Origin of the sequence: Virgibacillus sp. JSM 102003, assembly GCF_041949995.1 — a bacterium.
Lineage (GTDB): Bacteria > Bacillota > Bacilli > Bacillales > Amphibacillaceae > Lentibacillus.
Window position 1 is genome coordinate 17,586 of sequence record NZ_JBHFQH010000017.1, and the last position, 20,124, is coordinate 37,709.

The 20,124-nt window shown below is 37.9% G+C and carries 20 protein-coding genes; 7 read left to right on the top strand and 13 right to left on the bottom strand.

Annotated features, from left to right (window positions below; genetic code table 11):
• Positions 1-14 precede the first annotated feature (14 nt).
• Together ACE1TG_RS16845 and ACE1TG_RS16850 are read right to left on the bottom strand one after the other, a co-directional pair.
• Positions 15-1,112: a mechanosensitive ion channel family protein gene (locus ACE1TG_RS16845; RefSeq protein ID WP_375053571.1), complete on the bottom strand. Its 1,098-nt coding sequence runs from the start codon at positions 1,110-1,112 to the stop codon at positions 15-17.
• 76 nt (positions 1,113-1,188) lie between these two features.
• Positions 1,189-1,914 (bottom strand): EcsC family protein, encoded by a 726-nt coding sequence (locus ACE1TG_RS16850; protein ID WP_375053572.1) that lies wholly within the window; start codon positions 1,912-1,914, stop codon positions 1,189-1,191.
• Positions 1,915-2,095: 181 nt separating this feature from the next.
• Here ACE1TG_RS16850 and ACE1TG_RS16855 point away from each other — a divergent pair, with 181 nt between their 5' ends.
• Positions 2,096-2,719 carry a metal-dependent hydrolase gene (locus ACE1TG_RS16855; RefSeq protein WP_375053573.1) on the top strand — a complete coding sequence of 208 codons (624 nt, stop codon included), beginning with the start codon at positions 2,096-2,098 and terminating at the stop codon, positions 2,717-2,719.
• A 416-nt stretch (positions 2,720-3,135) separates the two neighbouring features.
• Here the strand turns inward: ACE1TG_RS16855 and ACE1TG_RS16860 are convergent, their stop codons facing one another.
• Genes ACE1TG_RS16860 through ACE1TG_RS16870 form a run of 3 tightly spaced genes read right to left on the bottom strand, consistent with a single transcriptional unit; the run spans position 3,136 to position 6,295 of the window.
• On the bottom strand, positions 3,136-4,737 hold the full coding sequence (locus tag ACE1TG_RS16860; protein ID WP_375053574.1) for an ABC transporter permease: 1,602 nt from the start codon (positions 4,735-4,737) through the stop codon (positions 3,136-3,138).
• Positions 4,737-5,651 (bottom strand): ABC transporter ATP-binding protein, encoded by a 915-nt coding sequence (locus ACE1TG_RS16865; protein ID WP_375053575.1) that lies wholly within the window; start codon positions 5,649-5,651, stop codon positions 4,737-4,739. The genes ACE1TG_RS16860 and ACE1TG_RS16865 overlap by 1 nt, the downstream gene beginning before the upstream one ends.
• Positions 5,652-5,665: 14 nt before the next feature.
• Complete coding sequence (locus tag ACE1TG_RS16870; protein ID WP_375053576.1) at positions 5,666-6,295, bottom strand: TetR/AcrR family transcriptional regulator; 630 nt, start codon at positions 6,293-6,295, stop codon at positions 5,666-5,668.
• Between the two features lie 189 nt (positions 6,296-6,484).
• Here ACE1TG_RS16870 and ACE1TG_RS16875 point away from each other — a divergent pair, with 189 nt between their 5' ends.
• Positions 6,485-7,456 (top strand): AEC family transporter, encoded by a 972-nt coding sequence (locus ACE1TG_RS16875; protein WP_375053577.1) that lies wholly within the window; start codon positions 6,485-6,487, stop codon positions 7,454-7,456.
• A gap of 115 nt (positions 7,457-7,571) precedes the next feature.
• Here the strand turns inward: ACE1TG_RS16875 and ACE1TG_RS16880 are convergent, their stop codons facing one another.
• Both ACE1TG_RS16880 and ACE1TG_RS16885 read right to left on the bottom strand, forming a co-directional pair.
• On the bottom strand, positions 7,572-8,282 hold the full coding sequence (locus tag ACE1TG_RS16880; RefSeq protein WP_375053578.1) for a Crp/Fnr family transcriptional regulator: 711 nt from the start codon (positions 8,280-8,282) through the stop codon (positions 7,572-7,574).
• An 83-nt stretch (positions 8,283-8,365) separates the two neighbouring features.
• Positions 8,366-8,575: a heavy-metal-associated domain-containing protein gene (locus ACE1TG_RS16885; protein ID WP_375053579.1), complete on the bottom strand. Its 210-nt coding sequence runs from the start codon at positions 8,573-8,575 to the stop codon at positions 8,366-8,368.
• 149 nt (positions 8,576-8,724) lie between these two features.
• Here ACE1TG_RS16885 and ACE1TG_RS16890 point away from each other — a divergent pair, with 149 nt between their 5' ends.
• The 5 genes from ACE1TG_RS16890 to ACE1TG_RS16910 all read left to right on the top strand — a co-directional run bounded on the left by ACE1TG_RS16890 (position 8,725) and on the right by ACE1TG_RS16910 (position 14,256).
• Positions 8,725-10,326, top strand: a complete 1,602-nt coding sequence (locus ACE1TG_RS16890) for a catalase (RefSeq protein ID WP_375053580.1) — start codon at positions 8,725-8,727, stop codon at positions 10,324-10,326.
• Between the two features lie 327 nt (positions 10,327-10,653).
• Positions 10,654-11,646: a sodium:calcium antiporter gene (locus ACE1TG_RS16895; protein ID WP_375053581.1), complete on the top strand. Its 993-nt coding sequence runs from the start codon at positions 10,654-10,656 to the stop codon at positions 11,644-11,646.
• A gap of 95 nt (positions 11,647-11,741) precedes the next feature.
• Positions 11,742-11,999, top strand: coding sequence for a hypothetical protein (locus ACE1TG_RS16900; RefSeq protein WP_375053582.1), 258 nt, complete (start codon positions 11,742-11,744; stop codon positions 11,997-11,999).
• 112 nt (positions 12,000-12,111) lie between these two features.
• Positions 12,112-12,741: a LysE family transporter gene (locus ACE1TG_RS16905; RefSeq protein WP_375053583.1), complete on the top strand. Its 630-nt coding sequence runs from the start codon at positions 12,112-12,114 to the stop codon at positions 12,739-12,741.
• Positions 12,742-12,888: 147 nt separating this feature from the next.
• The gene (locus ACE1TG_RS16910; protein ID WP_375053584.1) at positions 12,889-14,256 is read left to right on the top strand and encodes an amino acid permease; all 1,368 of its coding nucleotides are present in this window, start codon (positions 12,889-12,891) and stop codon (positions 14,254-14,256) included.
• Between the two features lie 231 nt (positions 14,257-14,487).
• Here the strand turns inward: ACE1TG_RS16910 and ACE1TG_RS16915 are convergent, their stop codons facing one another.
• The 6 genes from ACE1TG_RS16915 to ACE1TG_RS16940 form a co-directional block, all read right to left on the bottom strand.
• Entirely contained in the window at positions 14,488-15,000 is a 513-nt protein-coding gene (locus tag ACE1TG_RS16915) for a hypothetical protein (protein ID WP_375053585.1), read from the bottom strand.
• Between the two features lie 101 nt (positions 15,001-15,101).
• Positions 15,102-15,239, bottom strand: a complete 138-nt coding sequence (locus ACE1TG_RS16920; protein ID WP_375053586.1) for a hypothetical protein — start codon at positions 15,237-15,239, stop codon at positions 15,102-15,104.
• Positions 15,240-15,525: 286 nt separating this feature from the next.
• Positions 15,526-18,276, bottom strand: coding sequence for a UPF0182 family membrane protein (locus ACE1TG_RS16925; RefSeq protein ID WP_375053587.1), 2,751 nt, complete (start codon positions 18,274-18,276; stop codon positions 15,526-15,528).
• 269 nt (positions 18,277-18,545) lie between these two features.
• Positions 18,546-18,893, bottom strand: a complete 348-nt coding sequence (gene ytxJ, locus ACE1TG_RS16930; protein ID WP_375053588.1) for a bacillithiol system redox-active protein YtxJ — start codon at positions 18,891-18,893, stop codon at positions 18,546-18,548.
• Between the two features lie 81 nt (positions 18,894-18,974).
• Positions 18,975-19,382: a secondary thiamine-phosphate synthase enzyme YjbQ gene (locus ACE1TG_RS16935; RefSeq protein WP_375053589.1), complete on the bottom strand. Its 408-nt coding sequence runs from the start codon at positions 19,380-19,382 to the stop codon at positions 18,975-18,977.
• Entirely contained in the window at positions 19,379-20,071 is a 693-nt protein-coding gene (locus ACE1TG_RS16940) for an RluA family pseudouridine synthase (protein ID WP_375053590.1), read from the bottom strand. The genes ACE1TG_RS16935 and ACE1TG_RS16940 overlap by 4 nt, the downstream gene beginning before the upstream one ends.
• Positions 20,072-20,124 lie beyond the last annotated feature (53 nt).

Consider the following 20,124-nt stretch of genomic DNA (forward strand, 5'->3'; position numbering starts at 1 on the left):
CAGCTCCTTTACATTTATTCAGATTCCTGTCTAATCGGACTCTGACCATCACTTTCCGAGTCCATATACAATCTTCTGCTTGGTATTGCGATGGTAACACCTTCGTTTTCAAGAATCTCCAGTATTTTAAAGTTTAATTCTTCTCGTATGTTTAAATAGTCTCCCCAGTCAGTAGTTTTTGTAAAGAAATATAACAAAATATCTAATCCATATTCTTTATATTGATCAAGGGAAACAAAAATAGTTTCCTGATGAATTTCGGCATGATTTTTAAGTAAATCCTCAATCTGATTGACAACTGTCTCGATTTTTTCGCGAGGGTTATCGTAAGTCACCCTTAAATAAAACATTATTTGCCGTTTATTCATTTGACTCCAGTTCGTAATCGATTCATTTGCTAATGTTGCATTAGGAACTGTGACAAGTGCATCAGCAAAGGTCCTTACTAGTGTGCTGCGAAATGTAATATCTTCAACGATGCCTTCAACACTCTCTGTCTTAATCCAATGTCCGATTGTAAAGGGCTTTTCTGTTATAATAACAATTCCGCCAAATAAATTACTTATAGCATCCTTTGCTGCCAGAGCAAAAGCTAGTCCACCTAAGCCAAGCCCAGCAACAAAACCGCTGACATTATACCCAAATTCCTGAGCAATTACGCTAATACTGATTGCTACAATAATAAACCGCAGCGCCTTCGATAGAAATGGAATCAGTATATCGTCAATATCAATATCAAATCTCTCTTCAATCTTGAAAAAAAGCAGTGATGATGAAGCGGAGAGATTATACAACCCCCAACTTACCATAAAGATAACCAAAGACCTTATGATGTTCTGAAATAGTGGATTCGCCTGTTGCAAATAGGGAAAGTAATCAACGGCAACATATACCCCTATTATGATAAAGAGCCATCGAACAGGCTTCTCAAACGCTATAAATATGTATGAAAAGAAATCATTCGGGGCTTTTCTGCTTAACTTCAAGAGAAGCTTAAATACGTATTTTGTAAAGATTTTCCGAAAGATTAAAAACAAAAGTATAATACCAATTGAAATGCCAATATCTTTAACTGCTTCATATGAAAAAAATAACTCCCAAGACCACGTCATACAAATCCCGCCTCCTAACCTTATTTAATAGTAACATAACAGCTTTTCATTCATCGAAACATTAAATAACCAACTACTAGTAGTCCTGTGGTTGGTGTGTTAACAATCGCAGCCGATATGCATTCATTGCATGCTCCCCCAGAGTATCGAGCAAGTTGTGATTAGCATATGCTCCGACAATGGCGCCAAACCCTGGGACTAGTTGAAGCATTTTGACTAAATCAATATAATCCCGATATTCCTGTTGAAAAACCCGCCAGTCCATATCAGCAAGATGCACCTTTTCTGCCTCCCAATTCTCTATAATATGAAAAGTTTCTTTGCGCTTATCATCACTTGAAAAGGCAAGCTGGAATACATGAAGTATGAACAAACGCTCCTCATATTCATCTGTATCGAATCCATAAACAGCTGCTGCTTCAAATAAGAACTTCATTTTTATCGATAAAAGTAATGGGAAATCAGCAAGTCCGAGAAAGATACCGCCTGCACCTGTTCCTGCCCCCTCAATAACTGCTGTTTTTCGATAAGAAGTAAGTTTTTCCTTGAGAATCTCATCCCTCTTAAAAAGACTAAGTTCAGATGGCTGTTTCTTCTTAGTTGTAATATTTGAACCGATTAAGGTTGCCTTAACCATATTTTTAATACTATCTGTTATGATTTTATGGGCCCGCTCTGGGATCATCCCGTTAACTTTTGTTTGTGCTTTTTTTGATAGCTGATTTATCAGACCTGACTGTTTCAAGACTTTTTTCCGCCACGTTTGCAGTTCCTCATAAACCTTCAATTCATAGTCTGTCATTTTCAAAACCTTCCTTATTCAATCTATAGTAAAGTATACGTATTTTTGATGAAAAGGATTCAGTATATGTGATCCCCTATAGGAAAAAGGTCTACATTTTTCTAATTTGCTGTTAAAACGAAATTAATTTACGTTATGATATTAAAGTTGCTTCCCACATAAATCAAAGGAGAGAGAAATAATGAATGGAGTTAGTCATGCAACAATTGGAAGTGGAATCGGACTTGCAGTAGGGATTTTCTCAAGCGCTGACTATGTAACAATAGGCTCCTTAACACTAGCAGGCGTTATAGCTGCACTTGTGCCAGACTTGGATACAGGGGGAAATTTAGCCAAAAAGATCTCATTTTCGCATAAACTATTACAAAACGTTATGATTTTAACTGGCATTATCATGATAATCTATTCCTGGGTTAACGGAATTGGAATTGAAAAGCTAATTGGTGTTGGGATTGGCTTTGCCGTAATGATGATTTCCAAAATGGTTTCGCAAAAAATGATGCTTTTATTAACTGGTCTTGGTGCAGTTTCATTAGGAATTATGCTCAGCACATTGTGGATAACGCTTAGCGGTATCTATGTTGCTGCAGCTTCTTTATTACCTCATCGCTCATATACACATTCTTTAATAGGTCTTGCCTTTTTCAGTTATATCGCTCATTTATTTTCGTTAAGTGTACCTGTTGAAAATATATTTATTGTTTGTGTATTAGGTTATACCAGTCATCTAATTGCGGATATGAAGCTCATTGCCACGAATAAGCGCGGTATCCCCTTATTATTACCATTTCCTGTGAAGTTCTAAAATAGTTTTCTAAAGGTTTGTTGCAATTGCTATTAGAAAACTTGGCTTATCGCCAAGCCTTAATATAGATAAGCCTTAGTTGCACTTATGCAGTAAGAAAGGATTTATACTTTCTGCCAAGTATCGATGCGTGCCCTTTTCATAGCATTGGAACTAATTTCGAGTCCTCATAACCCTGATGAGTAACCTTTTCTCGCTGTTTGAACAGATTTCAGGTTCTCATTACTCCCATGACCTTTTAAAATAAAGAAAGCGCCTATACATATAATGTACAGGCGCTTTTACGAAATTTGTGGCGAAAGACCATGTGTTCACATCCACATGAATTACGTTGTCCTTCGTCTTACACAAATCAGCTCATCGCAAATTCAAGTGTACCATTATTACCGATACTAGTCACTATTAAGTTATATAAATCAACTCTCAATATCTCGCTTATTATATCCTATAAACCCAATAATTAACAGAGCAATCGCAATCATGGTCAGGATGATAACCGGCATAAAGTTCATATCTTCTACCGGAAGTTGCGGGACATGACCAAATGGCGAAAGGTTTCCAACCCATTCTGGAAGTTGGAATATCCCGCCTAAATAAAGAACGACAAATGAATAAAAAACGTATAGCCAAATGATACTAATCCACTTAGGCACAAAGCCAATCAGTAATACCGCAATACTTATAGCCACTAACATTGCCGGGAAATATACGATAGCTGCTCCGTAAACCATCCCTAAGCTAAGTCCTTCCTCCATAACAGCTGTCCCAGCACCCCAGAGTCCAAGTGCAGCAAGTGAAAGCATAACAAATCCATTGACAATTGAAATGGCCAAATAACTAGCCATAAGTCGTGTACGTGAAACAGCTCTGCCAAGTAAGTGCTCTATACGACCTTTCTTCTCCTCACCATGAAGTTTATTCATGGCCATCACAGGAGGAACCGTTGACAGGAGTGCCATAACTATCATTAGCTGGGGAATAAACTGTTCCGTAACAGAAAAGCCCTCCTTAGAAGCTAACATCTTCACCAGCATTTCATTTCCTTCAAAAAAAGATTCCAAATCGCCGAAAATAGATCCATAAGATAATCCCATTAATAGCAGGCCAATCGCCCATGAGATTGTTCCGGTTCGCTGCAGTCTGAAGGCAATCCCTATAGGACTTTGCAGAAGCGGCGCAGCATATCTCCTCCCGGGTTTTGCTGGCAAAAATCCAGCCTCTAAATCACGGATAGCATTTAAATAATTTGCTAGAATAAATAATATGATAGATGTACTGGTCAACAACAGAATCGGCCACCAATTATTCGAGGAGTATGCCTCAGTCGAAGTGACCCAGCCTAAAGGTGAGAAGCCTGACAACGTTTCGTTGCTCACATCACCAATAGCACGTACGAGATAAGCAATTATCAGCACTGTTATTGAAAATCCAATTGTTCCACGAGAACTTTCTGAAAGTTGTGCGAACAAACCCGTAACTCCTGCAAAGAAAACACCTGTTGCACCTAATGCAGCACCATATAATAAAGAACCTTCTAACCCCATACTTTCTATGCCTAGCGCGTACAAGCCCAATCCCGTTATTAACGCTAACGCTAAGTTCGTTACACATAAAACGAGCAATGTTGCATTTAAATTAGAAAGACGTCCCACTGGCAGGGAACGAATCATTTCAATTCGTCCATCTTCTTCATTGGCCCGGGTATGGCGGGTTACAAGCAGGATACTCATAAGCCCAACAACTAATGCCGTCATAAGCAGCATCTGGTGAGTATTCATGGCCCCCAGTGTATAGTTCTCTAAATTACCAGGCCCTACCATCGCTGTCATTGCAGGATTCATCATTGTTTCGGCCATAACATCTCTATCTGCTTGAGAAGGGTATAAATTAGCGAAAGCTGGCGGTACGATTAGAGTAAAAAAAGATAGTCCAATTAACCATAGAGGAATACGGATTCGATCCAGCCTTACAATTAACCGCGAAAGATACCCGGTTTTATTATATAAATTACTAGCCATTAGGATACACCTCCTGCTCCTATCTCTGTTTGTCCCCCACCTTCATAATGACGCATAAACAAGTCTTCTAATTTAGGTGGTGCGCTTTCAAGTCGCACAATTCCAAATTGACTAACATGCTTAATAACAGCATCTAACTCTTCCGAATCTACCTGGAACGAAAGTGCTTGATCTTTTTCTACAATATCGTGAACACCTTGTAACTCATTTAACGATGTGATTGTCTGCTTCGTTTCAACAAGTAAATTCGTGCGGGTTAAATGACGTAGCTCACTTAAAGAGCCTGTTTCAATAATTTTACCCTGACGAATGATGCCTACCCTGTCACATAACTTTTCCACTTCAGATAAGATATGACTGGAGAGCAGGACGCTTTTTCCTTCTTTTTTAATATCCATTACACATTCCTGAAAAACCTGTTCCATTAGCGGATCCAGTCCTGATGTGGGTTCATCCAGAATATAAAGGTCGGCTTCTGATGAAAAAGCAGCAACTAATGCGACCTTCTGGCGGTTTCCTTTTGAATATGTGCGGCATTTTTTTGATGGATCCAAGTCGAACTTTTTAATCAGCTCTTCACGTTTACTTTTATTATTACCCCCCCGCAATTTCACAAAAAGATCAATAACCTCACCGCCAGTTAAGTTCGGCCACAAGTTTACATCCCCCGGAACATAAGCGATACGTTTATGAATTTCAACTGCGTCTGCCCAAGCATCCTTGCCGAAAATTTCCGCACCACCTTCCGTCGCCTTTAAAATACCTAATAACACACGAATGGTGGTTGATTTCCCAGCACCATTCGGACCAATAAAACCATAAATTTCTCCTTCATTGACGTCAATATTAATGCCATCCAATGCTGTAAATTTGCCAAACTTCTTTGTTAGATTAGTTACTTTCAATAAGCTCATATAAAATCCTCCTCTTATTTATAAAAACTTGTTTTTAAGATGTCCAGATATTCATAAAACTCTTCCCAGTATGGATGTAAATCAACAGAAGACATTTTTCGACCTGCAAGTTGAGCTGATATTTCGTTCTGGTAGCCCTCGATTGACCAGCGAATCAGCTTGAACGCTTTATCAACATCAATATCAGCACGGAATAAAGTATTATCAATATTGTCATAAATCTTTGAGTTCCCCAGTTTTTGTAACTCCTGAATTTTCTTCAACTGGTCAGCTGATACTTCTTCTTCACTGGTTAACAGTAACGTCCCAATGAAATTAAACGTATCAGGATTATCCGAAAGAGCTTTCGCCTTCACTCGTGATGCCTGCTTCATTCGTTCAATAAAATCAGGTTCAGTTGTATCAATTAGGGTTAGATATTCATTTTTTACAATGTCTAATGTGTAATCTGTCAGATAGTGATAAAGTGCTTTTTTACTTTTAAAATAATAAAATAGCATTCCCTTACCAATTCCGGCACTCTTTACTATCCGATTTGTGGAAGCTTGTTCATATCCATTTTCAGCAAATTCTTTTAGTGCAGCATTTATAATTCGCTGTTGTTTATCATTATCGAGGTTTTCAAATTTTTTTGTAATATCCAACCCCCTCCTTTGCGTTAGTTTATTCCAAATCAAACTTAAATAGACCATGTTGGTCGATTTCAGATTAACACTTTAGACCACCCCGGTCAATAAGATTCTGACAAAAGTGAACATTATAGATAACGACTTTCTAATCATTTATGTTACGATGGAAAATGCTATGTATTCTAGCATTAGGGAGGGAAACAGATGGGGACAATGTTTCAGGTGGTCATACCGATTTTTGCTATCATTTTATGCGGATTTTTAGCTGGAAGGCTTTCCTTATTACCACTTCATGGTACATCATCATTAAACTATTTCGTGTATTACTTTGCACTCCCAGCGTTACTATTTTTCTCGTTATCTACTGCTCCGATTGAGCAAATCGCGAATACAAATTTTATTATTATAAATTTAGTTATTACTTTAATTTGCTTTTCCATAACTGTAGCTATATTTAAATTCATCTTTAAAAAGAAATTTCCTGAAGTAACGATGTATGGCATGATTACCACTTACGGAAACACAGGATTTCTCGGTATCCCTTTATTAATCGCTGCGTTTGGACAAGAAGCGGCAATACCAGCCGCAATCGCAACATTTATATACGATCTAACAGTTATAACACTGATTATCGTTTCCTTTGAAGCAGCAAATGCGATGAATACCAAGAACGGCAATAAGGTGAAAATCGTTCCTATGTTTGGGTCTATCGTAAAGCCTATTCTGTTAAATCCAATTAACGCTTCATTAGCATTTGGAATCATCGTAGCCTTTTTAAAAATCCCATTGCCTGAATCAGTCTATGTATTCACAGAGGTACTTGGTCCTGCTGCAGGTCCCACTGCTTTATTTGCACTTGGGCTAGGTCTATCAGGTGAACGAAGTGTGCTAAAGAGCAAAGCGTACAATGCCTCTGAATTTATCACGCTATTAAGCTTGAAATTAATATTTCTGCCTTTACTGGCTATGTTTTTCGTTTATTTTGTTTTCCCAATCGACGACGATTTATGGGCAACTACAATTATTATTCTTTCCGCGTTGCCAACAGGAGCAATTGTATACGTCTTTGCTGAAAAATATAATACATTGGTTAAGCAAGTGCCGTTATACATACTCGCTACAACGTTAGTCTCAATTATTACAATCTCGATATTCCTTGTTTTAATTGTTGGATAACAGTGTTCTACGTTGTTCTGGTATAGAAAATAAGTAATGCTAAAAATGTTAGCGGACACTAATATGTCCGCTAACATTTTGTTTTGTCATTTAAGCTAATTTAGCATTCTAGTCATTACTCAACAATATCCTTTAACGCCTGTTTATCAACGATTTTAATTTTTCGCTGACCTGTTTGCTTAATCCAGCCTTTTTCTTCAAAACTCGTTAATCGGCGACTAAGTGTTTCCTGTGTACTACCTATATATGAGGAGAGGTCTTTCTTACTCATTGGCAAAATAATTTCAAAAGCAGTCCCTGAATTCTTCTTTTTCTCTACCTGCTCCATCAAATAAGATGCCAGCCGCTTCTCAACATCCTGCGAGCTTAGCCGTTCAATTGACTTCTCAGCTTCCTTGAGCCGCTTGCTGCTTTCAGCTAGGATTTTAAAGGAGATTGTCGGCTTTTCGACAAGAAATTCCTGTAAATCATTTTTATGAATAGCACAAATCTCTGTTCGTTCGATGGTTTCTGCGTAACTGGTCAACAATTCGTCCGTAAAGACTGACAATTCTCCCATAAAATCTCCCGGATTTAATATTCGGATCAACTGTTCTTTACCGGACTCGGATAGGTTATAAATTTTAACTTTTCCCTTATGCACGATATATAAATATTCGGATGGATCCCCAGCCTGGAAGATGATTTCTTTTTTCTCATATGTTTTACTTCTGCTTGTTCGGGCAACATCAATCTGCTCTGAATGATCAAGGTGGTTAAAGATTGGCACTAATGAAACACAAAGTTTTTTGGCAGACTCATTATGTTCAAGACTATCACTCTTCATTTTCCCGCCTCCGCAATCATTCAAAGTAATTTCTCTAACTCTATTATAACAGAAGACATTGAATAAAGAGCAGTCCTGGATTATTAAGATACTACCGGATAGCCTAATTTCTCAATGATTGTTCTCAATTCTTCTGAGGTGACCTTATTCTGATCAAATGTTGTTTTGACTTTACTGGAGTTGAACATGACTTTTGCTTCTTCAACTCCCTCCATTTTCCCTACTTTACCTTCAATCTTTTTGATACATGATGGACATGTTAATGGTTCTAATTGAAATTTAATTGTTTTCATTTTAATTGCTCCCTCCCTGTTTCTAACTTCATTTTAAGCTGTTATGCCGTCGGTTACCTTGATGCAAATCAAATTTATTAAAAAAATTCATAAATAGGATAATTTTGGACAACGTAACGGTAGAGAATTTGAATGGAGGATGATAGGACATGGCACAAGACCATAAAAATCAAACAAATATTGAAAACGACGACACATTAACAAACAGACAAGGACACCCCGTGACAAACAACCAGGACATAAGAACAGTAGGAAACCGTGGTCCTTCTACATTGGAAAACTATGATTACATTGAAAAGATAAGCCACTTCGATAGAGAGGAAGTACCAGAGCGTATTGTTCATGCACGGGGAGCAGGTGCGCATGGTTATTTTGAAACATATGGAACAGCTGGAGATGATCCCGTATCAAAATATACGAGGGCTAAATTATTTCAGGAAAAGGGAAAACAAACACCTGTCTTTGTACGTTTTTCGTCAGTTATTCACGGAGGACATTCCCCGGAAACATTACGCGATCCACGAGGGTTCGCTGTTAAATTTTATACGGAAGATGGAAACTGGGATCTTGTTGGTAATAACTTAAAAATCTTTTTTATTCGTGATGCAGTCAAGTTTCCAGATATGATTCATGCATTTAAGCCAGATCCGGTAACAAACATTCAAGATAGCGAGCGTTTTTTTGACTTTTGTTCAAATTCTCCTGAATCATTTCATATGGTTACGTTTGTATATTCACCGTGGGGAATTCCAGCTAATTATCGGTTAATGCAAGGGTCTGGCGTCAACACGTATAAATGGGTTAACAACGACGGAGAAGCTGTGCTTGTTAAGTATCACTGGGAACCAACACAGGGCATCAAGAATCTGACAGTTAAAGAAGCAAACGAGATCCAAGCCACAAATTTCAACCATGCAACACAAGATTTATATGATGCAATTGAAAAAGGTGATTACCCTGAATGGGAGCTTTACGTACAAATTATGAGCGACGATGAGCATCCGGAATTAGACTTTGACCCGCTTGATGACACAAAAATCTGGCCGAAAGACCAATTCCCATGGTTATCAGTAGGAAAAATGGTATTAAATAAAAACCCGGAAAATTACTTTACTGAAGTGGAACAAGCAGCATTTGGTACAGGAGTTCTTGTAGATGGACTTGATTTCTCGGATGATAAAATGCTGCAAGGCCGGACATTCTCTTATTCAGATACACAACGCTACCGTGTCGGAGCAAACTATTTACAGTTACCGATTAATGCTGCTAAAAAGAGAGTGGCAACAAACCACGAGGGCGGACAAATGCGCTATGAGGCAGAAAATTCATCAGGAAAAAATCCGCATATTAATTACGAGCCATCTACGCTTGGCGGGTTAAAAGAAGCAAAGCAGGTTGGAAAAGAATATACACCAAAAGTTGAAGGAAACCTCGTTCGAGAACCGATTGACCGCCAAAATAATACAAAACAAGCTGGCGAAACATATCGCATGTTTAAAGATTGGGAAAAAGATGAGTTAATCGCTAACCTTGTCGGTGATATTTCAGAATGTGACCAGCGAATCCAAGATAAAATGGTAGCACTTGCTGAAGAGGCAGATGAAGAATACGGCCGCCGCCTTCGAGAAGGATTAGCCGAGACAAGCAAAATGATGACAGGAGGTACAAGTAAAAACCCAATTGGGAATAAAGATAGCGAGAAAGCACCTGAAGAAGCTGTCAAAAAATCACATGATGCTGACCCGTATTAATTGAGTGTTGTGATGGGATGCAAGGGAAGGCTCGAATTGGAAGGTTCGGATTCAGTCTTCGCGGTGATTATTCAGGCTTAATCGGTGACTTTGGACATTTATTCAGTCTTCAGCTAAGACTATTCAGTATTCGTTCGTGTTTTTTCAGTTTTCAACCGTTTTTTTCAGTTTTCAGCAGTTTTTAAAGCCCTTCTCAATCGAAAGGGCTTTTCTTGTTTTTACAGCCGTACCTTCCGTGTGATCTCTCCTTCCCTCTGATTTCATGTTATGATTATGTACTATCGTTATTGGGTATATATGTCTATGCAATATGAAAGGAGACACTTTTTGCTACTTACATCAATCATTATATTTATTATTGCAGCTGCAGTATCTGTATTTTCTGCAATTCGATTGGCGACTTACGCTGATATTATCAGTAATAAAACAAAGACCGGTGGGCTTGTTGTCGGTACAGTACTGCTCGCTGTAGCAACTTCACTACCTGAATTAACAGCAACAATCTCTGCCGCTGTCATTGACAATGCCAATATTGCAGTAGGAAATGGTTTGGGAAGTATCACATTTAATATATTTGCATTATTTCTTTTTGATTTATATTTTCGTAAAAAGCGTTTATTTCTAAAGGTGTCAGCCAACCACTTTTACACAGGAATTCTAGGATTAACTTTATGCGCAATAATTATTTTGTCACTTTATTTCAACTTAAACCAGGAACTTCTACGTATTGGACTTCCAAGTTTCGCAATTGCTGTTGTTTATTTAGGCGGGCTTTGGCTTATATCATTAAAGCATCAGCAAGAGATCGACGGGGAGGAAACCACTCCACATAATACAGGGAAAACAGACTTTCCTGTAAAAACAGCCATTATCCGATTCATTTTATTTTCACTTATCATTTTCGTAGCAGGGAGTTCCCTATCGATATCAGGTGATGTGATCGCTCAATCAAGTGGTATAAGCGCAAGTGCGGTAGGAAGCCTGCTAATTGCTGCTTCAACTTCATTACCAGATGCCGTTAGTGTATTAGTCGCACTACGGGTCGCAAATGTCAATCTAGCAATTGGTGCTATTCTTGGGAGCAACATTTTCAACGTTTTTGTCATTCCAATTGCTGATATTTTTTACCGGAATGGAAGCATTTGGGCTGATGCATCGAATCAACACATCTCCACTGCTGCCGCAGGATTTATGCTGACATTAATTGTAATTAGTATTTTAAAGCGTAACAATACGAAGAATACACTCACATATATTACACCCTCATTAATTGTTGTGGGCGGGTACTTGATCTTTTCTGTCTTTTACTTCTTAGGTTGATATTTCAATTAGCTTAGATTCATCTAGATGGAATGTCCTTGATGAATAATTAGCTTTAGATATGGAAAATTAGTTAACAAGACAGGAGGACAGTTATGCATTCAAACAACAAAGACATCGAAACTGTTATGGGGTATATGAATAATGCAAAACTTGCTGTGGAAAAGGCTCAAGAAGATCAAACAGGATTTAGCGTGGCTCAACAACAGGTGAAACTGGCAGAAGAAATTTTAAATGAAGCAAAACATAATCCAACGATTAATACCAAAGTTAATGCACAAGAATTGCAGCGGGCTACTGACCTGCTAAGGCTGATTGAAGAGACAAACCAGGCCACCAATCGCCAAACGTGAAGGCATACTGCGAAACATGCAGTATGCCTTTTTATTAATGTTAAAGTTATATATTCTCCTTCTGATGAATATCAATGGTACGAGCCATATTTATCCTTAAGGAGTGAAAACTTTGGGTGTATTCATCAGTTATATATTTCTTGGGTTATCCCTAGCAGCACCGCTTGGCCCAATCAATGCTGCTCAGATTAATCAAGGTATTAAAAATGGATTTTTCCATTCATGGTTAATAGGGCTAGGTTCCATCGTAGCAGAGATTTTCTTTATTACCGCTGTCTTCTTTGGAGTTGTGCATTTTTTAGAGATTCCATTCATGAAAACATTTTTATGGTCATTTGGTGCTTTTGTTTTATTTTATACTGGCATTGAAAGTATCGTCAGCTCAGAAAAATTACAAATTAATCAAAACAGGAAAAAGGAATCCTTAAAAAGAACATTTACTACCGGCTTTTTAATATCTATCAGTAATCCACTGTCTATTTTATTTTGGCTGGGTATCTATGGTTCTGTATTAGCAAATACAATTAATCGGTATGATAACTTCCATCTAATCCTATATGGCGTGGCAATGTTAGTCGGTTTAATGTTATGGGATTTGACAATGGCTGGGGTATCAAGTAGTTTTAGAAAGTTCCTTACCCAGCGTACTTTAAAGGTGATCTCCGTTTTCACAGGACTTGTGCTGTGCGGATTCGGCTTATATTTCGGTATTCAAGCAATTAAAATACTTTTCCACATCTGAATATTACAAGTAGTCCAGTCCACAGAATCCTTATGACGATAAAGGGTTCTGTGGACTTTTTTTATATTTGATTTTCCTTATAATCGATAATTGCTCTCTTATTTGGACAATATACACTTATGCACTATTTGCTAAAGGAGAGTATGAATGAGTGGAACAGAATCAGGTACTAATCGTAAGGGGAATGGGTCAAAAGAATCCGGCATGAAGTGGTGGCAGCTTTCTTTAGTAGGGGCAGGTTGCACCATTGGGACTGGGTACTTTCTCGGCTCTAGTATAGGGATTAGTAATACAGGGCCTTCAATTGTTTTTTCATTTTTACTTGCCTCACTAGGAACCTATATTGTGTTTAACTTACTGGCAAAGATGACAGCCAAAGATCCACAAGAGGGGTCTTTTTGTTACTATGCTGAAAAGGCTTATGGTCGTTGGGCAGGCTTTAGCAGTGGCTGGAATTACTGGTGCTCAAACGTTTTGATCATGGGCAGTCAGCTAATAGCCCTATCAATCCTTTCACAATTCTGGTTTCCTAATATTTCCTTATGGATTTTCGCTGCTGGGTATGCTGTTCTTTCCATTTCTGTAGTATTTCTGGGAACAGAAGGCTTTGATAAAATAGAAGACATCTTTGCAGTTATTAAAACTGCAGCAATTCTCATTTTTATTATTTTAGGTACTGTTGCCTTGCTGGGTTGGATACCTGGGGAAGGAAGTGAGCAGCCAGGCATGCCTGTTTCAGCAGAAAAACTCTTCCCTAATGGTCTAAAAGGATTTTGGGCTTCCCTTATTTACGCTTTCTATGCTTATGGTGGCGTAGAGGTTATTGGATTGATGGCAATGCAGCTCAGAAAAAAGGGAGATGCTCCAAAGGCTGGTAAAGTAATGATGATTGGACTAACAACTATATATGTTATATCGATCAGCCTTGCAGTAACTATGGTATCTATAAATAGGTTTCATGAAGAAGAGAGTCCCTTTGTTACAGCATTGTCTAATTACAATCTTCCATTTTTCCCGCACCTCTTTAATGGAGCAATAATAATTGCTGGTTTTTCAACGATGACAGCTGCTTTATATGGGGTTACAACCCTTATGGTAACAATAGCTAAAGACGGAAACGCTCCTCATTTTTTTGGAAAAAAGCTAACAAAATTTAAGAGCCTGCCTTTGCCATCGTTAGGGCTTGGGGCATTAGGACTTCTTGTCTCAGTTGTAACGGCATTGTTGTTACCAGGTAAGATTTACGAGTACATTACTACTGCTGCAGGTATTTTACTGCTTTACAATTGGTCGTTTATCATTATTTCTTCATTCAGCATCCTAACGGAGAAGAAGATGCTGGATAAAGTCATCTCACTGATTGGTTTAACATTAATTCTTTGTGCAGTTATTGGAACGTTGATGGATGAAAGTATTCGCCCAGGGTTTTATATCAGCTTAATTTTCGTATCAATTATTGGTATCGTAACCCTTATTATGCGAAAAAGATGGAAAGCAGATATGAATGATCTATAGCCGTTAACCATTCAATCATTAAAACTTGACTTATCGGCAAGACTTAGCTGCGAATAAAGGATCTCCACGCTGGATAGCGAGTCCCGTTTCCTATCACAAACGTAGAATTACACTTTAATTCCATTAAAACGCCCCTTTTTAATAACATAGCTTCTTTCACTATTCTGCTACTATAGCACAAGAAGCAATTTCTCTTGTTAAACAATCGCACCTTTTAGTGAAATAGAGTAATTATTGTACCGTATCATCAACTCCATCCACGGTTAAATCCTTCCCGAAAGTATTGATGAAATCCGATTGAATAATCTCTTTATCTTCGTTTAGTAAATTTACTTTCACAGAATCATTTTGTTCTATTGTCTTCTTTAATTTGTTTATCTCTGTTTCTCCTATGACTCTAAGGGTGTTTCCAGTATGAAAATCTGAATTGGCGTCTATCTTGTACAAAGAACCTTCCGAATTATTCACCTCCATACTTTCACCTACAATAAATTCATCCTGCTCTAATTTGGAGTTAAGCCATTCATCCTGTATTTTAAACTCCACATAGAATGGTGCTGATTTGCTATTGGTATTGTTCTCAATAATTGCTGCAAATGTTAGTGCATACCCTTCATCTCCATCAGGAATAAGTACAACTTTACTACCTTCCTTTAAGGAAATAGTTCCTGAATCAGAGCACCCTGATACAGAGATAACGATAGCCAAAATTATTATAGGAAACAGCACTTTTTTTAAGCTCATATTTATCCCCTCTTTTAATGCTTATCCCACTAAACTGCTGCTATAGTTGAACAAGAAGTGCAATTTCTTATTCAAGGAAATCCACACGTTTGTTGAAGAATTTAGATTTCAGCTAACATAATAACACCAAAGAACAGTAAAAAAATTACTATTAAATAAACTCCAACTACCAATGTAGCAATTAATTTTCGTTTAGTATTTTCGAACTTAATAAGTTCTTCCCACTGTTTCTCATTCATTATACGTCCTCCTCTCATAACTTCTATAAATTATTTATGTTAAAATCTGTTAACCTCAACTCTTCTGCTACGTTAGTTTAAAGTGTTATGTTCACAATTTCTGTATTTATTTTAACATAAATATTCAAAATACTTTTAAAATCAATCCACAAAACAAGAACACTATTACACTAACAATAAATGGCCATCAAATTAGCATACATTTGACGGCCATTTTACATTACAATTTAATATTTGTGATAAAAAACAGAACCCGTTACACGCTGGAGATCCTTTCTCATCATAACTATTCTTGTTTCGCTAGCTGTTCTTCAATTTCAGTCATAATTCGACCAGCTTCTTCCCAGTTTCCTTCAGACATTGCCTTTTGATAGGCATTAAATAATTCTCCAAACTGTCGCAGTTTTTCTTCTGCATCAATTACGTCCTCTGAAGGTTCTTCTGCGTTATCATCCGCTTCCCCAGTTTCCTCATCTTCTTCTGCTTTCTCATTACTTTGTTCTTCCGGATTAATTAGCTTCAGCATTTCATCAAGAGCTTTATCAAAGTTTGCTTCCATTACGATGTTTTCACCGTGTGCAAGAACTACCCGTTTCACTTCCGGAAGTGATGTTTCATTGGCTGATTCGATATAAATCGGTTCCACATAAAGAACCGTATCTTCAATGGGGATAGCAAGCAAATTGCCTCTTATTACTTCCGATCCACCTTGAGCCCATAAGTTTAACTCTTGAGAGATATCACTATCCTGATTAATTCGATTTTCAATTTGTTGCGGTCCATAAATATTGCGCTGCTTCGGAAAGCGATATACAAGCGTATCGCCGTAATGCTCGCCATCGTTACGAACACCCATCCACGCGATCATATTTTGTCTGTTTTTCGGTGTATACGGCATCATGAGCATAAACTCTTCCTCTTCTTCATCGGGCAGTTTCATCGTTGTATAATATGGTTCCATTACTATATCTTCATCAAAATATTTCTCCGTCGGGAACTGCCAGGTATCTTCACGATTGTAAAACACTTCTAAATCTGACATATGATACGTTCCATACATAGAGGCCTGAATAGAAAACAAATTTTCCGGATATCTGAAATGTGCACGAATATCTTCAGGGACCTCCTCCGTAAATAAATCAGGGAATATATTTTGATACGTTTTCAATAGCGGATTATCTGGTTCTACTACATAAAAATTCACCTTTCCCGTATAGGCATCAATCATTACCTTTACAGAATTCCGAATATAATTTGTATCCTTCTGATATGGTTCAGCATATGGATATTTTTCTGCTTTCAGATACGCATCAATCATCCAAACAACATTGCCATCATCACGGACCACCAAATATGGGTCCTGATCATAGGACAAAAATGGCGCGATGCGATTTACACGATCCATTATATTTCTAGTTGCCAAAAGCTGACTATCTTTTGTTAACTGATCAGAAACAAACATACGGAAAGAACCTTCACTTAATGAAAACAACAAACGGTTTATGCCTTGTAATGGAATACCGGAATCTGCCTCATAGCGTGTATCCATATTCTCATCGCCTGAGGGGTAATCAAATTCATCAACCGAACTGTTGACGATAACATTTGGATGCGATTCCTCACCAAAGTAAATTTGCGGGCGATTTATATCCATTACTCCCTGTGGTGGGAGGTTTTCCAGCATATACTCGGGCTGACCTTGAGCTGTCACCTGATTAACATGACTCATGGCTAGCCCGTAACCATGTGTATACCGTAAGTTTCTATTAACCCAGGTTTTAGCCTGATCCGGAAGATCAGCCGTATTCAATTCCCTTGCTCCTAGGAATACTTGTTCATACTCGCCGTCAACCTCATAACGATCAATATCAACATCATTAAATTCATAATATGTACGGAAAGTCTGCTTTTGATTATATACATCGAGTAACGGTCTAACATCATTTATCCGCATGTTATCAATCGTCTCCTGGTTCCGCTCCACCATCTCCTTCGTTAATGAGCTATTCCCAGGGTGCTCCATTTCGTTAATACTGTCCAAGTCATATGCAGCCCTTGTGTAAGACAAATTATGTTCTAAATAAGGCTGTTCTTTCGAAAATTCATTCGGTGATACAATAAAGTTCTGAACAGCAACAGACGTCAGCTGTCCTGCAATTACTAATCCAATATAGGCAACAGCTGGAATTAAAATTGATTGAAGCTTACCCCGAACAATGGCTACAATTATCCAAACAGTTGCTATAACTGCAGTTCCCGCCAATATATATGATTTAGGAATATTGATAATATCATCCGTGTAACTTAAACCGTAAACAACACTCTCCTGAAACAGGTTCACCTGATTCGTCAGAAGTGTCCCATACGGAGCTAACAGATGAATACCCGCCAACAACAACCCTATGAAACCAAGCGTTACGCCAAGCTGCAATTGTGCAGAACGATTTAACCGATACATGTTATATACCGAATAAGCCCCAATCTCTGCCACTAGGAAAAATAGACCTAATCCCAATAGGAGATAAACAATAAACTTTAGGAATGGTAAAACAAACATATAAAACGATATATCTAAATTAAAATAGGGATCCGTTTGTCCAAAAGAGGCATGCTCTAAATATTTAAGTGTACGTTCCCAGCCAAACCCCTGTGTAATACTACTGCCAAACAGACCTATTAGAACAGATATTCCTAATATGATCAGGAAGCTCATTTTGCGATCAACAATAACCTTTGACAGCTGACTGCTATCAAATTGATTCATGTACGATCGCCTTATCCAGAACAACGTGAGGAATGTACCCGCCGCAAACAAAATAAATCCTGCTATGCCGAGCATTACCTTACTTCCCAGTATGGTAGTAAATACATTCTCAAAACCGAGCGAGTTCATCCAAATATAATCTACAATCCATTGATTAGCTATTAAACCTACGATAATAACCAGAATAAATCCAACTAATATATAGCCAATCCAATTCAAACGCTTTTTCCATTTTTCTTTTTGTTCTTCACTAAGACTTCCTTTAGTATCCAAAGTTATCGCCCCCCTGTTATTCACACTACTTCCTTGTTTATGATGATACACCACATAGCAAGGATAAAACACACTGTTTTGAATAGATTTTAGGATAGTTATATTTCTAGATACGAATTTAGAAAGTATTGGTTTCAAAAGATAACGAGTTTACTAATATTGTTGAGGATAATTGATGATGACTATAGTGGGGTAAATAGGTTGTTGTTTATTATAATCTTAGTACAAGCTGCCGCAGTCATCTAACACTGCAGCAGGTTGCACCGATTTTATTCTGCATTCTTAAGCTCTCTGCTGATAGAGTCAGCTGTTATCTTTGAATGGGAGGTATGCCATAAGACTTCTTTGTTTTTTATCAAAAAAATCTGCGGTGATTCATGTTTTACATTTGTTTCGGCCGCAATCTGATTGGAAATATCCTTACTTTCAATTACCTTCACGATATAGCCAGCCAGTTTATCATCAGATGACTCCAGAAATGATTGATATTGCTCAAAGGCACCAGCGCTGATTGGACATGTCGTACTATGCTTGAATAACAGAACAGGCTTTTGCTTGGATTTCTCCCAAACTTGTTCCAATTCTTCTTTTGATTGCAGTTCTTCTAGCTCAATCATTGCAATCCCTCCATACTAGTATTTAATTGCATAGTCATATTGTACTTGATGAATGGGTTATTAACCAGTAATTACTTTTAGCTACCCTTCTATTACCTTGACATGAAATGTCCTTGTTCTTGGACCGTCAAATTCACAAAAATAGACACTTTGCCAGGTTCCTAAAATTAACGTGCCATCTGAAATAATTAGTGTTTCATTCGCTCCAACAACAGAAGACTTCATATGTCCATCTGAATTCCCTTCCATATGCACATACGCAGACTTATTCGGAAACGTTTCATCAAGCCCCAGTTTTAAATCGGTTTTTACGTCTGGGTCCGCATTTTCATTGATTGTAATCGCTGCAGTCGTGTGCGGGCAGTATACAATCATTATTCCATCTCGTATGCCACTTTTAGTTAGCGCTTCGTCCAAATAACGGTCCAACTCTGTAAACGATTGTTTTTCCTTCGTGGAAATCGTAAAAGTAAATAGTGTCTTACTCACGTCATCATCTCTCCTTCTCTGAAAAACATGTTCCATGGATGTTCTTCTGGCGGTAAAGATTTAAATTCCATCATTTCTCTTTTAGTTGGATGCTCAAATGCCAATGTATGAGCCCATAAAGCAATTTGCTGTCCTTTACGATTCACATTTTGTCCGTATTTTTGGTCACCAAATAGCGGATTCCCGGTTTCAGACAGCTGAACTCGTATCTGATGTGACCGTCCGGTATGAAGGTCAATCAGTAATAAACTTAACTGCTCCTTCTCCCCAATCACTTCATAATCCAGCAATGCTTTTTTTCCTTCTTGACGCTTTGACGACACGGTTGACACTTTATTCTCACTTCGATCCTTCAGTAAAAAGTGTTCCAGCCTTGCTTGCTTTTGGGGAGGATTCCCCCTTGCAACAGCCAGGTATTTTTTATCAAATGCCTTCCTGCGAATCGAATCAGATAATCGAGAGGCAGCTTTTGAGGTCTTGGCAAATACCATCACTCCACCCACAGGTCGGTCCAAACGATGAACCAGTGCCAGAAAAACGTTACCTGGTTTATTATAACGAACTTTTAAATCTGCTTTTAGCATTGATAACATATCACGATCTCCAGAAGGATCCTCCTGAACAGGAATATTCACCGGTTTTTCAACCACCAGCAAATGATTATCCTCATATAGGATAGGTATATTCATATTTCGAAACTCCTTATACATAAAATTCACATCCATGTTAACATAACTAAAAA

What these genes read in the sequence shown, in the direction of transcription:
- ACE1TG_RS16880 (WP_375053578.1), bottom strand. Translation starts at nt 8,282, where the DNA reads ATGAAGAGTGATAGTCTTGAACATAATGAGTCTGCCAAAAAACTTTGT.
- ACE1TG_RS16845 (WP_375053571.1), bottom strand. Translation starts at nt 1,112, where the DNA reads ATGACGTGGTCTTGGGAGTTATTTTTTTCATATGAAGCAGTTAAAGAT.
- ACE1TG_RS16865 (WP_375053575.1), bottom strand. Translation starts at nt 5,651, where the DNA reads ATGAGCTTATTGAAAGTAACTAATCTAACAAAGAAGTTTGGCAAATTT.
- ACE1TG_RS16890 (WP_375053580.1), top strand. Translation starts at nt 8,725, where the DNA reads ATGGCACAAGACCATAAAAATCAAACAAATATTGAAAACGACGACACA.
- ACE1TG_RS16910 (WP_375053584.1), top strand. Translation starts at nt 12,889, where the DNA reads ATGAGTGGAACAGAATCAGGTACTAATCGTAAGGGGAATGGGTCAAAA.
- ACE1TG_RS16940 (WP_375053590.1), bottom strand. Translation starts at nt 20,071, where the DNA reads ATGAATATACCTATCCTATATGAGGATAATCATTTGCTGGTGGTTGAA.
- ACE1TG_RS16875 (WP_375053577.1), top strand. Translation starts at nt 6,485, where the DNA reads ATGGGGACAATGTTTCAGGTGGTCATACCGATTTTTGCTATCATTTTA.
- ACE1TG_RS16915 (WP_375053585.1), bottom strand. Translation starts at nt 15,000, where the DNA reads ATGAGCTTAAAAAAAGTGCTGTTTCCTATAATAATTTTGGCTATCGTT.
- ACE1TG_RS16855 (WP_375053573.1), top strand. Translation starts at nt 2,096, where the DNA reads ATGAATGGAGTTAGTCATGCAACAATTGGAAGTGGAATCGGACTTGCA.
- ACE1TG_RS16885 (WP_375053579.1), bottom strand. Translation starts at nt 8,575, where the DNA reads ATGAAAACAATTAAATTTCAATTAGAACCATTAACATGTCCATCATGT.
- ACE1TG_RS16900 (WP_375053582.1), top strand. Translation starts at nt 11,742, where the DNA reads ATGCATTCAAACAACAAAGACATCGAAACTGTTATGGGGTATATGAAT.
- ytxJ (WP_375053588.1), bottom strand. Translation starts at nt 18,893, where the DNA reads ATGATTGAGCTAGAAGAACTGCAATCAAAAGAAGAATTGGAACAAGTT.
- ACE1TG_RS16850 (WP_375053572.1), bottom strand. Translation starts at nt 1,914, where the DNA reads ATGACAGACTATGAATTGAAGGTTTATGAGGAACTGCAAACGTGGCGG.
- ACE1TG_RS16920 (WP_375053586.1), bottom strand. Translation starts at nt 15,239, where the DNA reads ATGAATGAGAAACAGTGGGAAGAACTTATTAAGTTCGAAAATACTAAA.
- ACE1TG_RS16860 (WP_375053574.1), bottom strand. Translation starts at nt 4,737, where the DNA reads ATGGCTAGTAATTTATATAATAAAACCGGGTATCTTTCGCGGTTAATT.